The sequence below is a fragment of the Streptomyces parvulus genome (assembly GCF_014648855.1).
Taxonomy (GTDB): domain Bacteria; phylum Actinomycetota; class Actinomycetes; order Streptomycetales; family Streptomycetaceae; genus Streptomyces; species Streptomyces parvulus.
Genome location: NZ_BMRX01000015.1, coordinates 64,427 through 79,352, shown reverse-complemented (window position 1 = coordinate 79,352; position 14,926 = coordinate 64,427). Strand labels below are relative to the sequence as shown.

Here is a 14,926-nt window from a genome sequence, read left to right as displayed (position 1 = left end):
CTCATCTCTGTTTCCGTCCGGGTGAGTTGCCGTACGAGGCGGATGCCCCGATGTCGATGCCGGATGCCTTCGGCACCGGTTTCGCGCGTCCCCCGGTCGGGTGACCCGGCCGCCGGTGTGGGGCCGCCCGGTGGCCGAAGGTCTCCCCCGCACCGGAGCGGCGGGCCAGACTGGGGGCGTGTTGAGCAACCTCCCTGAGATACCGGCGGGTTTCGTCGGACGCGTGAGCGAACTGGACCGCCTGGACGAGGCCCTGCGGGAGCCCCGACTCGTGACCCTCACCGGGGTCGGCGGGGTCGGCAAGAGCCGGCTCGCCCTCCAGGCGGCGGACCGGGTGCGTGCGGCGGGGGGCCGGACGGTCGCGTGGGCGGACCTGTGGCCGCTGCCCGACGACCGGCTGCTGACCGCCACGGTGGCGGACGCGCTCGACTTCTCCGACCACACGGCGATCGACCCCGTCGAGGCCCTGGGGAGATGGCTGCGCGACCGGGAGCACCTGCTCGTCCTCGACTCCTGCGAGCACGTCACGCACGGCTGCCGCGATCTCGTCGACCGGCTGCTGCGGGCCAGTCCCGGGCTGACGGTGCTGGCGACCAGCCGGGAGCCGCTCGGCCTGACGGGCGAACGGGTCGTCGAGGTCGAGCCGCTGCCCGCCGAGACCGACGCGGTGCGGCTCCTGCGCGACCGGGCCGCCGCGCTGGGCGCCGGTCTGGACGCGCCCGCCGACCTGCTCGCCGCGGGCCGGCTGTGCCGGTGGCTCCAGGGCATCCCGCTCGCGGTCGAACTGGTGGCGGGCAACCTGGCCGAGCAGAGCATCGAGGAGGTCGAGCGGGCGCTGCTCTCCCGCCTGGACATCGCCGCGGACCGCGGCGCCGGCCCGCCCCGGCACCGCGCGGTGCGCACCACCGTGGGCTGGAGCCACGAGCTGTGCACCCCGACGGAGCGGCTGCTGTGGGCGCGGCTGTCGGTCTTCCGCGGCCCCGTCGACGCCGGGACGGTGCGCGCCGTGTGCGGCGGCGGCCCGCTCACGCCGCCGGTACTGGCCGACGCGCTCCGGGGCCTGGAGCGCAGGTCGGTGCTGAGCGTCCGGGGCGGCCGCCACCGCATGCTCGACACCGTCCGCGAGTACGGCCGGATGTGGCTCGACGAACTGGGCGAGTCGCCGGAGCTGTCCGAGCGGCACGCCCGGTACTTCCTGGAGCAGGCGCGCCGCGCCGACGCGGGCTGGCTCGGCCCGGACCAGACGCACTGGTACCGGTGGACGGAGGACGCCCACCCCGACCTGTGCGCCGCCGTCGACCACTGGCTCGCCACCCGCTCCGGCGCCGCGGTGGAACTGACCGGCCTGCTCGGTTTCTTCTGGAGCTGCTGCGGACACCTGCCGGAGGCCGCCTCGTACCTGGAGGAGGCGCTCACGCTCCCCGGCGCGCCCGGCCCGGCGCGGGTGCGGGCGCTGTGGGCGCTCGGCGTCGCCCACGTCCTGCGCGGCGACATCCGGTCCGCGAGCGACCTGGCGGAGGCGTGCCGGCGCGAGGCCGAGCAGGAGGGGGACGCGGACGGCCGGCTGCGGGCGGCGTACCTGGCGGGCCTCATCCACCTGCTCACCGGGCGCCCCATGGCCGCCGGGCACACGGCCGACGCGGGTCTGGCGCGGGCGGCCGGGGCCGTGACCCCCGGGGCGGTGATGTGCCGCCTCGTCAGGGTCTTCGCCCTCACCGGCCAGGGCTTTTTGGACCGGGCGCGGGAGGAGGCCGAGTCGCTGCGCGCGGACTGCGTCGCGATCGGCGAGTGGTGGACCCGCGCCTACACCGACTACCAGCTCGCCCTCGTCTCGCTCTTCCAGGACCGCCCGCGCCAGGCGGTCGCGTACGCCCGTTCGATGCTGGACGGCAAGCGCCGCATCGGGGACGGCTTCGGGCTGGCCCTGGGCCTTGACGTGCTGGCGGCGGCGCTCGCGGCCGAGGGCTCCGTCGGCCCCGCCGCCGAGGCCTACGCCGCCGGCGAGACCCTGTGGGGTTCGGTCGGGCATCCGCAGCGCGGCACTCCGGAACTGGGTCCGGTGCGCGTCCACTACGAGAGCACCGTCCGCTCGGTGCTCGGCGACGAGGAGTACGAGTCCGTGATGCTGCGCAGCATGGTCCGCGAACCGGAGGAGGTGCTGGCCGAGCTGCTGGGATCCGCAGGGCGGGAGTGACGCGGATTCCGCCCGGGCGGGCGGCATCCGAGGGGACGGCGGCTACGAACCACAGGTGAGGGCCGTGCGGCCCCCAGCGCCTCCCGTGGCTCCGCAAGGAGGTGAACGCGTCAGGCGGACGGCTCCCGACCGCGTGCGCTCGTCGCCGGCATGCCCCAGTCTCGACCAGAGCGGAGGGACGGCCATGGACGACGGAGCCGGGACCGGCGCGGACAGCGAAGGCCCGCCGGGCAGGGAGCGGACGGCCGGCGAGAGCCGGGTGGACGAGCTGCTCACCCGTGCGGCCGGCGGCGACGAACAGGCTTTCGCCGGGGTGTACGACACCCTGGCGCCGCCGGTGATGGGGCTGGCCTTCCGGGTGCTGAGGGACGAGGCGCAGGCGGAGGAGGTGACCCAGGAGGTGATGGTCGAGGTGTGGCGCACCGCCGACCGGTTCCGGCCGGAGCGGGGAGCCGCCCGGAACTGGGTGCTGACCCTCGCGCACCGGCGGGCGGTCGACCGGGTGCGTTCGGTGGTCTCCGGTCGCGCCCGCGAGCTGCGCACCGGCGCGCGGGACCTGGACCGGCCCTTCGACACGGTCGCCGAGGAGGTCGAGGAGCGGGAGGAGCACCGGAGGGTGTTCCGCTGCCTGGCCGAGCTGTCCCGGCAGTTGCGACTGCCGCTGGTGCTCGCGTACTACGAGGGGCTGACCTACGCGGAGGTCGCCGATTCCCTCGCCACCCCGGCGGGCACCATCAAGTCACGGATGCGGCGGGGGCTGCGGCGCCTGCGCGAGTGTGTGGAGTCGGGATCATGACGGTGGGCGGCGGCGACCCGCACGACGACGTCGGTGCGTACACGCTGCACGCCCTGCCTCCCGACGAGGAGGCGGCCTTCGAGAACCATCTGGCGAGCTGCGCCGCCTGCCGCGAGGAGGCGGCCGGACTGGCGGCCACCGCGGCGATGCTGGGCGCGGCCGAGCACCGGACGCCGTCGCCCGAGGTCCGGCGGCGGGTGCTCGCCCAGATCGGCACCGTGCGTCAGGAGCGCCACGGGGAGCGGGGCGGGGAGGATGCCGGGGAGGCCGTACGCGCGGCGCGGCGCGCGCGCCGGGGCAAGCGGGTGCTGGGGTTCGCCCTGGCCGCGTCCGTCGCGGCGGCCGCCGCGTTCGGGGGGATCGCCTGGTGGCAGCACTCGGAGGCGGACACCGCCCGGGAGCAGGTCCACGAGGCGAACGCCGGTGCCGAGGCGCTGGCGGGTGTGCTGGCCGCGCCGGACGCCACGATCAGCACCGCCCGGCTCGCGGACGGTGCCACGGCCGGCGTCGTGACCTCGCGGGCCAAGGGCGAGGCCGCGTTCATCGCCTCCGGCCTCCCCCGGCTCAGCGGCGCCAAGGTCTACGAACTCTGGTACGAGGAGGGCGGCGCGTACCGGGCGGCCGGACTGCTGCCCGGCGCGGGCGGAGAGCTGGCCCATGTGCTGGAGGGGCCGCTCGACGGGGCCACGGCGGTCGGCATCACGGTGGAACCGGCGGGCGGGTCCCGGCAGCCGACGACTACGCCGCTCGGCGTCATCGCCCTCCCGGCGTGACCCGGGCGACCCGGGTGATGCCGGTGGGCGGCGATGTCGTCGGGTACGCGTCGCCGTCGGCCTGCCGGTCGGGGTCGAGGGCGTCCTCGCCGTAGAGGGCCTGCACCCAGTTGGTCTGGTAGACCGTGTCGAGATAGCGCTCGCCGAGGTCCGGCGCGATGGCCACGGCGGTGAGGCCGGGCGTGCCGTGCCGGGCGAGCCAGCCCGCCGCGCCGCTGACCACGGTGCCGGTCGAGCCGCCGAAGAGGAAGCCGCGCCGCGCGAGGTTCCGGCAGGTGCGGACGGTGTCCACCTCGTCGACGCGCACCGCCTCGTCCACGTACGCCTCGTCCAGGAGCGGCGGCCGGGTGCTCATGCCCAGGCCCGGGATCATGCGGCGGCCCGGCGGGTCCCCGAAGATGGCGGAGCCCACGCTGTCCACGGCGACGATCCGTACCGGCCGGTGCCAGGAGCGGAACCAGCGGGCGCATCCCATGAGGGTGCCGGTGGTGCCGACGCCGACGAACAGCACGTCGAGCCGCGGGAACCAGCGGGCGATGGCGGGCGCGGTGCGGAAGTAGTGGGCCCGCCAGTTGTCGGCGTTGGTGTACTGGCTGAGCCACACATACCGTGCGTCGGCGGCGCACAGCGCGCGTACGTGGGCCAGCCGTGCGCCCAGCAGCCCGCCGGCGGCGTGTTCGTCGGAGACGACGTGCACCCGGCTGCCGAGGGCCTCCATCATCAGACGGGTGGTCAGGTTGCAGCGGGAGTCCGTGACGCAGACGAACCGGTATCCCTTGCTCGCGGCGATCATGCTCAGTGCCACGCCGAGGTTGCCGGAGGAGGACTCCACCAGGATCGAGTCCCGGGTGAGGGTGCCGGAGCGCTCGGCGGACTCCACCATCTCGGTCGCGGCCTTCAGCTTGATCGAACCGGCGAAGTTGAAGCCCTCGCACTTCAGGAAGAGCCGGTGCCCGAGCATCGGTGCGAGGTCGACGTAGAGGTCTTCCTCGTTGAAGGCCTGGGGTGCGGTGATGACGGGCACGATGCCCTCCTCGGTGGTACGTGCGTGGTGCCTCAGCCGTGGCGCCGGAGTTCGTGGAAGAAGTCGTCCACGACGCGCAGGGTCCCGGAACGGGCGACGGCGTCGTAGACGAACTTGCCGACGGCGAGGTCGAGTACGCCCAGGCCGAACGGCGAGAAGACGACGGGCCGGTCCGCCGGTACGGTCACCCGGCCGGCCATCACGTCGTCGAGGGTGCCGGCCAGGAAGGCGCGGCCGCCGGTGAGGCGCTCGGTCAGGTGGGGCGAGGTGGAGGCCCGCAGGCAGTGGTCGATGTCGTCGACGACGTTGGTGGCGGACAGGAGCACCCGGGGCGCCAGGTCGCGCAGCGACACGTGCAGCACCACCGGGTTGTGGTCGAACCAGGACGGCTCGTCGACGTGCGGGCGGTCGGCGACCGTGGCGAAGACGACGAGGTCGCTGGTGCGGACCAGTTCCTCGGCGCCGCGGTGCACGGTGACCCGGCCGGCGGCCCCGGACTGCTCCAGGTAGGTCCGGAAGCCCGCCGCGCTCTCGGCCGACACGTCGTGCACGCCGACGGCGTCGAAGGACCAGCCGGTCGCTTCGAGGTAGGTGTGGATGTAGCGGGCGATCAGGCCCGCCCCGACGAACCCCAGCCGGGCGGGGCGGGCGCGTCCCCGGCTGAGCCGGTCGGCGGCCGAGGCGGCGGAGGCGGCGGTCCTGGCGGCGCTGATGATGGAACTCTCCATGCAGGCCAGCGGGTAGCCGGTGTCGTGGTCGTTGAGGACGAGGACGGCCGAGGCCCTGGGGAAGCCGCGGGCGACGTTGGCGGGGAAGCTCGATATCCACTTCATGCCGTCGACGCGGTTCTCGCCGCCCAGGGAGGCGGGCAGGGCGATGATGCGTGCGGTGGGCCGGTCGGTGAAGCGGAGGAAGCTGGACGGGGGGTTGACGGTGCGGCCCGCCCCGTGGAGGCGGTACGTCTCCTCCACGACGTCCACGACCGCCTTCTCCTGGCCCTGGAGGGCCTCCTGGACCTGGCTGCCGGGGATGACGGCGAAGGGCGGCACGGACGGCGCGTCCGCGGGTGCGGTGCGAAACTCTGCCGGTCGGACGGTGGTCATGTCGCTGTCCCTTCGGATCGCGCCGGCTGCGGCGCCAGGGGGTCTCCCATCCCCACCAGCACGTCGCGGGGCCCCTGGTAGGCCTCCCGGCTGTGCGCGGTGCGGACGTTGTCCACGATCATCAGGTCCCCGGCCCGCCAGGGCCGGCGCACGGTGTGTGCCTCGTAGGTCTTGTTGATCTGCTCCACGACGTCCGGGGAGAGCGGTTCGCCGTTGCCGTACAGGGTGTTGAAGGGGAGGCCGTCGGGTCCGTACTCGTCCGTGAGGAACTCCCGGACCTCGGGCGCGGTCGTCCACTCGCTGAGGAACGCGATCTGGTTGAACCAGCAGCGCAGGCCGGAGACCGGGTGGCGGGCCACGGCGCGGCGGTGCTGCCGGGTGCGCAGCGAACCGTCCGGCTGCCAGGACCAGTCGACGGCGTGGTCGCGGCAGTACGCCTCGATCCCGGCGCGGTCGTCGGTGCCGAACGCCTGGGCGGGTGCGGTGCCGATCTCGTCGTGGTAGGCGCGGGTGAGGATCCAGCCCTCCCGTTCGAAGCGTTCGACGAGTTCGGCGGGGAGTGAGCGCAGGACGGCAGCCGCGTCGGCGACGGCGGTGGCGCCGCCCTCGGTGGGCGCCCGGAGGCAGGCGAACAGCAGGAGTCCGGGGCAGCGGGTCGCGTAGCTCATCTCGTGGTGCATGCACATCGGCTGGTTCCGCGGCCATGCCGACGACGAGTAGACGCCCTCCGCGTGGCGGTCGCGGGCGGCGAAGCCCTCGCGTTCGGTCATCGGGCGGCCGGTGATCCGGTCGAGGACCGCCTTCACTCCGGCCGCGTCGCGCAGCCCGAGGCCGCGGACGGTGAGCGCGCCGTGTTCGGCGGCGAGGCCGCGCAGGGTGTCCCGGTGCTCGGCGACCCAGGCGGCGGGGTCGGCCGGTTCGCGGGCCGCGAGGACCGGTGGTGCGGCGCCGTCCGGTGCCGGGGTGTGCCCGGCGGGTGGGAACGGCGTGGTGGCGGCCGGGTGCTTGCGGAACAGTGCGGACAGCATGGGGTCTCCTCCTTCGGAGGGGGTCTCGTCAGGGCCCGGCCGCCGGTGCGGCGGGTTCCGTGCCGGTCCGGGCGTCGAGCAGGCGGGCCAGGTCGGCGAGTGCCGGGTGGCCGGTGAGGTCGCGCGGGGAGAGCGCCCGGTCGAGGGAGACGGCGAGCCGCACCGCCGACAGGGAGGTGCCGCCCAGCGCGAAGAAGTCGTCGTCGCGGCGGATCCGGCCGGCCGGCAGGCCGAGTACGTCCGCCCAGGCGGCCGCGAGCCGTCGCTCGGCCGGTGTGCGCGGCCGCCGGTCGCCGTGGCCCGGTTCGCCGGGCGACGGGGCGAGGCCGGCGAGCGCCTTCCGGTCGGTCTTGCCGTTGGGGGTCAGCGGCAGGCTCTCCACCCGGTGGAAGGAGGCCGGGACCATGTACGCGGGCAGCAGGTCCGCGAGGTGTTCGCGCAGGCCGTCGGCGGACACGCGCGGGCCGCCCGCCCAGAAGGCGGCGAGTTGCCGGTCGTGGGCCTCGGCGCCGGTCACCACGACCGCGCAGTCCCGGACCCCGGCGGCACCGAGCAGCGCGTTCTCGACCTCGCCCGGTTCGACGCGGAAGCCGCGGATCTTGACCTGGGCGTCGGCGCGGCCGAGGTACTCCAGCTTGCCGTCGGGGCGCCAGCGGCCGATGTCGCCGCTCAGGTACAGGCGTTGGCCCCGGTGGTGCGGGTCGGGGAGGTAGGCGGCGCGGGTGCGCTCGGGGTCGTTGACGTAGCCGCGGCCGACGCAGACGCCGGAGAAGGCGATGGTCCCCGGGGCGCCGAGCGGCACGGGCGCGAGGTGTTCGTCGAGGACGTGGACGCGGACGTTCTGGACGGGGCGGCCCAGCGGTGTCCGGCCGGTGGCGGGCGGGCCGTCCATCACCTCGTGGTTGGTGTCGTCGGACGTCTCGGTCAGTCCGTAGGCGTTGACCAGGCGGACGCCGGGCCCGGATTCGAACCACCGCCGGACGAGGTCCGCCTTGAGTTCCTCGCCGGTGACCGACACGCAGCGCAGGTCGGGCAGTTCGCGGGGGCGGCGCTCCAGGGCGCCGAGCACGACGTCGAGGTAGGAGGGGACGAGCTGGACGACTGCGGCCCGGCCCGCGGTGACCGTGTCGAGGAAGCGGTCGGCGTCGAGGATCGCGTCCTGGCCGACCAGCAGGGTGCGGCCGCCGGCCAGCAGGGCCGCGAGCAGTTGCCACAGGGAGATGTCGAAGCACTGCGAGGCCGTCTGCGCCACCACCGTGCCCTCGCCGATGCCCAGGTCGTCGATCTTGGCCTGGAGGTGGTTGAGCAGGCCGGCGTGCTCGCACATCGCGCCCTTGGGTTCGCCGGTGGACCCCGAGGTGAAGAAGACGTAGGCGAGCGCGCCGGCGGGTACGCGCGGGCCGGGCGGCGTGCCGTCGTTGGCGCCTTCGGTGACGTCCGGGACGAGCAGCGCGCGCGTGCCGGGCAGGGCGGTCAGGGCGCGGTCCGGGTTGCGGGTGCTGCCCGGCTCGGTGAGGACGAGGCGGCAGCCGGCCCGGCGGAGCATGGCGGTCATGCGGTCGGGCGGGCCGTGGGGGTCGAGGGGCAGGTAGGCGGCGCCGGCCTTGAGGACGCCGAGGACGGCGGCGGCCCAGTGCAGGTCGCGTTCGGTCGCGACCGCGACCACCTCCTCGGGGCGCACGCCCCGGGCGAGCAGGGCACGGGCCAGCCGGTTGGCGCGGACGTCCAGTTCCCGGTAGGTCCAGCTCCGGTCGCGGTGGACCACGGCGACGGCGGCGGGGTGCCGGCGTACGCCCTCCTCGAAGAGTTCGTGGACGCGGCGGTCGGGCAGGGGCCGGTCCGGTCCGGCGAGGCAGTCGCGCTGGAGGCGGACCTCCTCGGGGGAGAGCAGGGTGTCCCGGTCGTGCGGGGCGCCGGGGTCGGCGGCGATCCGTTCGAGGGCGGCCAGGTGGTATCCGCCGATCCGGGCGGCGCTGTCGGCGTCCAAGGCGTCGGTGCGGTGGCGCAGGCGCAGCACCGGCCGGCCGTCCCGCTCCCCCGCCGCCACGGCGAGGACGGCACCGTCCGGGAGACGCGGGCCCGCGTCCCCGGCCGGGTCGAGGACCGCCTCGAAGCCGCTCGGGGGCGCGGGGCGGGTTGCGGAGTCACTGAGCGACCGGCCGGCCTCTTCGACGAGTTGGCGCCAGCTGCCGGCACGGACGGCCAGCTCCCAGGGCAGCGGCCTCGCGGCGGCGGACGTCAGCAGGCCCGCCCGGACCGTGGTCTCGCCGGAGAGCAGCGCCAGCACCTTGGCGTGGGCGGCCAGCAGGATCGCCGCGGGCGTCACGCCGAGCAGGTCCGCCCGCCTGCGCAGGGCCGGTGTCAGGGCGCCGGGGAGGACGACCGTGTACTCGGCCGTACCCGGTACGGGGGTGCGCGTCCAGCGGGGCAGGGCGGTCGCGCCGCCTTCACCCGGATCGCCGGGCCCGGGGGCGCGCCGTTCGTTCGTCGCGGTCGCCATCACCGTTCGCCTCCGTCTCCGTCGGACGCGGGGCGGGCCGGATTGCCCACCCAGCGGGCCCCCGGGGGCACGGTCTCGCCCTTCATCAGGAAGACGTCGGTCTCCAGTCGAGCGCCGTCGCCGACCGTCACTCCGTAGTGCACGAAGGCGCCGACCCCGAGGGTGCAGCCGGAGCCGATCGCGCTGCGGTCCGACTTGAAGGTGCCGTCCTCCTGCGAGTGGCACTGCACGACGCTGCCCGCGTTGAGCGTGCAGTCGTCGCCGATGGTGACCATCGGGCGCTCGGTCAGGCTGCACCCGTCGTCGAAGAGCCTCGCTCCGACCCGGACACCGAGCATGCGCCACACGAGGCCCTTGAACGGTGTGCCGTTGAGGACCCGGAAGTACGTCTCCGAGGGGATCTTCCAGTAGCGCTCGCGCAGCCAGAACCGCGGGTCGTAGATCGAGCAGAACAGCGGCCCCGGAGGACGCAGCGCCGTGACGACGCGTTCGACCAGGACGAAGTAGAGCAGGGTGAACGGCAGCAGGACCGCGTTGGCCAGCGCGATCACCACGGTCCCCCAGCGCGGGTACAGGCTCGCGGCGGACGAGAAGAGCAGGCTGACGCAGAAGAAGAACAGCCAGCCCGTGAGCAGGTGGCCCGCCATCGTCGCCGCGTTGTGGCGGTTCTTGGCGGCCAGCCTGCGGCGCAGCCCGTCGCCCTCCTTCAGCCCGTCGAAGGTGCTGTCCCTCGGCACCGAGCGCGGGATCTCGAAGGAGGGGGAGCCCAGCAGGCCGACGTCGTGCCGCAGCGGACCGTCGAGGGGGATGCCGACCTTGGTCGCGAGCAGGCAGTTGTCGCCGGTCCTGCCGCCGGGCGGGTAGGCGATGCGGTTGCCCAGGAAGTTGTGCGCGCCGACGGCCGTCGGGCGCAGCCGGAAGGAGGAGCCGGAGTACTCGGCGTTCATCAGCGAGAGGCCGTCGGCGACCATGGTGCCGGTGCCCACCCGGCTCACGAAGGGGCTCTCGTGCTTGACCTGGGTGCCGAAGTTGGAGCCGGTCTGCTCGACGCGGCACAGGTCGTACCCGATCCAGCGCAGGTAGTGCACGATGCCCGTGCTGTCGCCGAACAGCCGGGTGAGGGACCTGCGGTTGGTGAGCAGGGCCGTCGCCCGGTGCAGGCCGTGGTGCAGGCCGTAGAGCGGATACGTCCGGCCGGGGACGACCCATCGTCCGGTCAGGCGCGGGACGGTGCCCACCAGGACGATCGCGAGGAGCACCGCGCCGAAGAAGACCACGGAGGTGATCACCAGGATGTCGGCGTAGAAGACCCAGCCGGCCGGTGTCGGGCGGCCCTGGTCGAGCACGGTGGCGCCCGCGAGGACGCGGGAGAGCAGTACGTCGACGAAGCCCACCACGAGCGGGATGTACACCAGGAGCGCGGCCAGCAGCATGACGCTCCCGTAGGCGGCGCGCCGGGGCGTGCCGCAGGGGACGGGCTCCACTCCGCGGAAGTCGGGTCCGCCGGGCTGGGCGGGTGAGCCGTGCCAGCGTTCGCCGTCGGGGACCGCCTGGCCGCTGTGCAGGGAGGACGCGTGTCCCAGCTGCGCGCCGCGCCCGAGCGAGGTGCGGATGTCCAGCACCGTCGCCTCGCTGACGACCGCGTCGGCTCCCAGGGTGACGGGGCCCGTCTCGATCACCCCGTCGGTGGCGCGGTAGCAGTTGACCAGCGAGTCCTTGCGGACGACGGTGCCCGCGCCGATCGTCAGCAGGTCGGTGCAGACGGGCAGGCCGCGCGACAGGAACGTCACCCCCGGACCGACGCGCGCCCCGAGCGCCCGGAGGTACAGGGGGTACAGCGGCGTGCCGGTGAACAGGACGAGCGGGCTCGCCCGGATCAGCGCCTTGACCAGCCAGAAGCGGACGTAGGCGAGGCTCCAGACCCGGAACCGGGCCGGCTTCCAGCGGCCGATCAGCAGCCACTTCGCGATCACCGGCAGGGCGCAGAGTACGGCGAACAGCACCGCGCCGAAGGACACGGACCTCAGGTAGGTGTCGAGTACGCCGCCGCCGGCGGAGATCCAGTCGTAGCCGAGGGAGGTCACGACCGCGAGGAGTCCCGCGTAGCCGAGGTAGCTCAGAAACTGGAGGGCGCCGCAGATCAGGCGGTGGGGGCGGCCCGTCGCTTCGGGTGCGCGGGGCACCGGCGCCGCCGGCACGGCCCCCGGGGGACCGGGAGCCGGGGCCGGAGGGTGCGCGAGCGCCCCGGTGAGGGCGTCGAGGGTCGGATTCCGGTAGATGTCGCGCATCGACACGGACGGCAGGCCGGGGCACTTCCTGACCCGGGCGCAGAAGTGTGCCATCAGCAGCGAGTCGGCACCCAGGTCGTTGAAGAAGTGACTGTCCGGGCGGACGTCGTCGGCGTGGAGCACGTCGGCGAGCAGCCCGGCGAACGCCTCCCGCGTTCCGTCGGCCGCGGGATCCGCGGACTCTCCGGTGGGGTGGGCGGGGACCGTGCCCCGCACCTCCAGCCGCTGTCCCGTCATGAGGACCCCCTGAGCCGCTGCCTGTCGGACGTCTTTCCGTCTGCCAGGTATTCGGTGCCGTACGGGAGAGGTATGACGGGGATGCGGTTTTTCTTCCCGGGGAGTCCGCGGTCGTGCGGAGCGGTCCGGTCAGGGCGCCCAGGGTGCCGCCACGCTCCAGGTCGCGTCGGCCGTGAGGGTCTGCGGGCGGTCGTAGGAGTCGCCGGCTCCGCTTCCGGCGGCGATGTGGACGGCGGATGCGAAGTGGCGCAGGTAGGAGCCCGGGATGTTGATCGATTCGAAGGTGACGCCCGATCCGCCGAGCCCGGGACGGGCGCAGAAGGTGGCGTCCTGCCGGAAGAGCGCCGAGCCGTCGTCGGTCGCGGTGCGGACCCGGCTGTCCGCGTGGCGCAGGAACCGGCCCGGGTAGTTCACGGACTCGAAGGAGTAGCACGAGGAGTCCGCGAGACCGCGCCGCAGGGTCCAGGTGGCGTCCTGCTTGAGCAGACCGCTGCTGTTGGCGTCGACGATCTCGGTCTGGGCGAGGCTGTCGGCGTGCCGCAGGTACCGGTTGGTGTGCCCCCAGGTGGTCACCCGCAGGGACTGGCGCCGGTCGGTGGGCAGCAGGACGGAGCTGCGCCACAGGGCCGGTTCGGCGGTGTTCCACGTGGCGTCCGCGGCGAACGAGGTGGCGGTGTCCCAGGCGTTCGGGCCGCCGCTGCGGGCCAGGTGGACCTGGTCCGCGTAGTGGCGCAGATAGCTGCCCCGCTGGTTGGAGGCCTCCAGGGAGACTCCGCCGGCGGCCAGGCCCGGCCGGGCGCACCAGGTGGCGTCGGCGGCGAAGGGGCCACCGGTGTCGGCGTCGATCCGCACCCGGCCGTCGGCGTGCCGCAGGTAGCGGCCCGGCTGGTTGACCGCCTCGAAGGAGAAGCAGCGCGGGTCGGCCAGGCCCGGCACGGTCCGGAAGGAGGCGTCCTGGCGCGCGACGTCCGCCGAACCGGTGCCGAGGACGTCGGTGCGGGCCAGTGAGGCGGCGTGCCGCAGGTAGCGGTCGGTGTGTCCGGGCGTGGTCACCTTGAAGGACCGGACGTGTCCGAGGGTCAGGGGGGCCGGGGAGTTGAGGGTTCGGGAGGCGTTGATCAGGTCGCTGTGGGCCCGGCGCACCTGCTCGGTGTCGACCTTCTGCACGCGCCGGTCGTAGGTGAGCAGGCCGTTGTACTCGCCCTCCACGTCGGTGATCTCGGTGTAGACGTAGGCGGACAGGCCCTTGGTGGTCATGAGCTGCCGGACGTCGCGGACCATGCCGGTGTAGCGGTCGTTGAGCTGCTCGCTGCTGCCGACCTGCTCGTAGGCGAAGAACTGGCCGTTGGGACTGTACTCGTGGCCGGGTGTGCGCAGTCCGATGCCGCCGAACTCGCCGAGGACGGAGACGCGGGTGTCGGAGGGGCGGGGTGCGTCGGGGCCGGTGTAGACGTGCCAGTCGATGATGTCCCCGGTTCCCGGATCGCCCCTGGAGTCACAGCAGTTGTAGCCGCTGTGCGGGTTCATCAGCCGGGACGGATCCTGGTTCTCCAGGGCGGTGGTGACGCGCCTGGTGGCGGCGAGGTCCCATTCGCCCCAGCCCTCGTTGAACGGGACGTAGGTGACGACGGCCGGCGAGAAGCGGTGCTCGTCGATGATCTCCCGCGCCTCGGTCTCGAACTGCGCGGTCTGCGCGGGGGTCCGGGCGTGGTCGAACGCCGGGGTGGAGGGGATGTCCTGCCACACCAGGAGTCCGAGCCGGTCGGCGTGGTAGTACCAGCGTGCAGGTTCGACCTTGATGTGCTTGCGCACCATGTTGAAGCCGAGTTCCTTGTGCTTGCGCAGGTCGAAGGCGAGAGCGTCGTCGGTGGGCGCGGTGTAGAGGCCGTCGGGCCAGAAGCCCTGGTCGAGGGTGCCGATCTGGAAGACGAACTCACCGTTCAGCGTGGGGCGCATGACCCCGTCGATCTTCTTGGCGCCGATCTCCCGCATGCCGAAGTAGCTGGTGACGGTGTCCACCGCGGTGCCGGAGGCGTTGCGCAGGGTGACCCGGAGGTCGTACAGGAACGGGTCGTCGGGCGACCAGCGGCGGGCGTCGGGGACGGGTACGGCGAACTCGGTGAAGCCGCCGGTGGCGCGGCCCACGACGGTCGAGCCGTTCATCGCCTCGGCGAGCACGGTGTGGCCGTCGACGTCGCCCCGGGTGAAGACGCGGACCCGGGCGGTGTTGTCCGAGAGGCTGGGACGGATGTCGACGGAGTACAGCGACGACGCGGGCGTGGGCTCCATCCAGACGGTCTGCCAGATCCCCGACGTCGGTGTGTAGAAGATGCCGCCGGGGTTGTTCACCTGCTTGCCGACGGTCTGCTTCTCGCCCCGCCCGTCGGTCGGGTCGTAGACGCGCACGATCAGTTCGTTGGCGCCGCTCCTGAGCTGGGGCGTGATGTCGACCTCGAAGCGGTCGTAGCCGCCCTTGTGGGAGGTGACGCGGGTGCCGTTGACCCAGACCGTGGCCTCGTGGTCGACGGCGCCGAAGTGGAGTTGCACCCGTCTTCCGTTCCAGTTCTGCGGGACGGTGAAGGAGCGCTTGTAGAACATCAGGTCCCGGTTGTCGTTGCGCATGATGCCGGACAGGGCCGACTCCACCGGGTAGGGCACCAGGATCCGTTCGGGCAGGGTCTGTCCGACCGGTGGGGCCGCGTTGCGGTCGACGTTGCCGGCGCCGTCGGCCGGCGGGTTGAGGAACTCCCACTCCCCGTTGAGCGACTGCCACTCGGGCCGCGTCATCTGGGGTCGCGGGTACTCCGGCAGGGGGTTGGTGGTGGACACCTGGCCGGTCCACGGCGTCGACAACGGAGGTGTCTTGGGCATGACAACCGCGGACGCGGTGCCGACGAGGGACACGGCACCTGCGGCCGACATCAGCAGGGCCGTCAGAAAGGCGATGAAGCGTCGCATCGAACTCCTCCTGAGCACGGGGGCA

8 protein-coding genes and 2 pseudogenes are annotated in these 14,926 nt (G+C 73.7%); 3 read left to right on the top strand and 7 right to left on the bottom strand.

Features of this window, described 5'->3' with window-relative positions:
- The first annotated feature begins 223 nt into the window (after positions 1-223).
- The 3 genes from IE108_RS27595 to IE108_RS27585 all read left to right on the top strand — a co-directional run bounded on the left by IE108_RS27595 (position 224) and on the right by IE108_RS27585 (position 3,763).
- A complete protein-coding gene (locus IE108_RS27595) occupies positions 224-2,194 on the top strand; it encodes an ATP-binding protein (protein ID WP_229852432.1) in 1,971 nt (656 codons plus the stop codon).
- A 184-nt stretch (positions 2,195-2,378) separates the two neighbouring features.
- On the top strand, positions 2,379-2,990 hold the full coding sequence (gene sigK, locus IE108_RS27590; protein ID WP_079163387.1) for an ECF RNA polymerase sigma factor SigK: 612 nt from the start codon (positions 2,379-2,381) through the stop codon (positions 2,988-2,990).
- Positions 2,987-3,763, top strand: a complete 777-nt coding sequence (locus IE108_RS27585) for an anti-sigma factor (RefSeq protein WP_064725999.1) — start codon at positions 2,987-2,989, stop codon at positions 3,761-3,763. Before sigK ends, IE108_RS27585 begins: the two co-directional genes overlap by 4 nt.
- On the opposite strand, the gene sbnA is transcribed toward IE108_RS27585, so the two are convergent.
- The 7 genes and pseudogenes from sbnA to IE108_RS27560 form a co-directional block, all read right to left on the bottom strand.
- Positions 3,744-4,787: a 2,3-diaminopropionate biosynthesis protein SbnA gene (gene sbnA / locus IE108_RS27580; protein WP_064726000.1), complete on the bottom strand. Its 1,044-nt coding sequence runs from the start codon at positions 4,785-4,787 to the stop codon at positions 3,744-3,746. The genes IE108_RS27585 and sbnA overlap by 20 nt on opposite strands.
- A 32-nt stretch (positions 4,788-4,819) precedes the next feature.
- On the bottom strand, positions 4,820-5,890 hold the full coding sequence (sbnB, locus tag IE108_RS27575) for a 2,3-diaminopropionate biosynthesis protein SbnB (protein ID WP_064726001.1): 1,071 nt from the start codon (positions 5,888-5,890) through the stop codon (positions 4,820-4,822).
- On the bottom strand, positions 5,887-6,918 hold the full coding sequence (locus IE108_RS27570; protein ID WP_079163388.1) for a TauD/TfdA family dioxygenase: 1,032 nt from the start codon (positions 6,916-6,918) through the stop codon (positions 5,887-5,889). The genes sbnB and IE108_RS27570 overlap by 4 nt, the downstream gene beginning before the upstream one ends.
- A gap of 28 nt (positions 6,919-6,946) precedes the next feature.
- Entirely contained in the window at positions 6,947-9,418 is a 2,472-nt protein-coding gene (locus tag IE108_RS27565; RefSeq protein WP_064726002.1) for a non-ribosomal peptide synthetase, read from the bottom strand.
- A complete protein-coding gene (locus tag IE108_RS34890; RefSeq protein WP_079163389.1) occupies positions 9,418-11,943 on the bottom strand; it encodes a Pls/PosA family non-ribosomal peptide synthetase in 2,526 nt (841 codons plus the stop codon). The genes IE108_RS27565 and IE108_RS34890 overlap by 1 nt, the downstream gene beginning before the upstream one ends.
- A gap of 129 nt (positions 11,944-12,072) precedes the next feature.
- A pseudogene (locus tag IE108_RS35365) lies at positions 12,073-12,510 on the bottom strand (AbfB domain-containing protein); the annotation flags it as partial.
- A 60-nt stretch (positions 12,511-12,570) separates the two neighbouring features.
- A pseudogene (locus tag IE108_RS27560) lies at positions 12,571-14,901 on the bottom strand (AbfB domain-containing protein); the annotation flags it as partial.
- Positions 14,902-14,926 lie beyond the last annotated feature (25 nt).

Excerpts from the sequence above, each read along its gene's own strand:
- IE108_RS34890 (WP_079163389.1), bottom strand. The coding sequence starts at position 11,943 with ATGACGGGACAGCGGCTGGAGGTGCGGGGCACGGTCCCCGCCCACCCC.
- sbnB (WP_064726001.1), bottom strand. The coding sequence starts at position 5,890 with ATGACCACCGTCCGACCGGCAGAGTTTCGCACCGCACCCGCGGACGCG.
- sigK (WP_079163387.1), top strand. The coding sequence starts at position 2,379 with ATGGACGACGGAGCCGGGACCGGCGCGGACAGCGAAGGCCCGCCGGGC.
- IE108_RS27570 (WP_079163388.1), bottom strand. The coding sequence starts at position 6,918 with ATGCTGTCCGCACTGTTCCGCAAGCACCCGGCCGCCACCACGCCGTTC.
- IE108_RS27585 (WP_064725999.1), top strand. The coding sequence starts at position 2,987 with ATGACGGTGGGCGGCGGCGACCCGCACGACGACGTCGGTGCGTACACG.
- IE108_RS27565 (WP_064726002.1), bottom strand. The coding sequence starts at position 9,418 with ATGGCGACCGCGACGAACGAACGGCGCGCCCCCGGGCCCGGCGATCCG.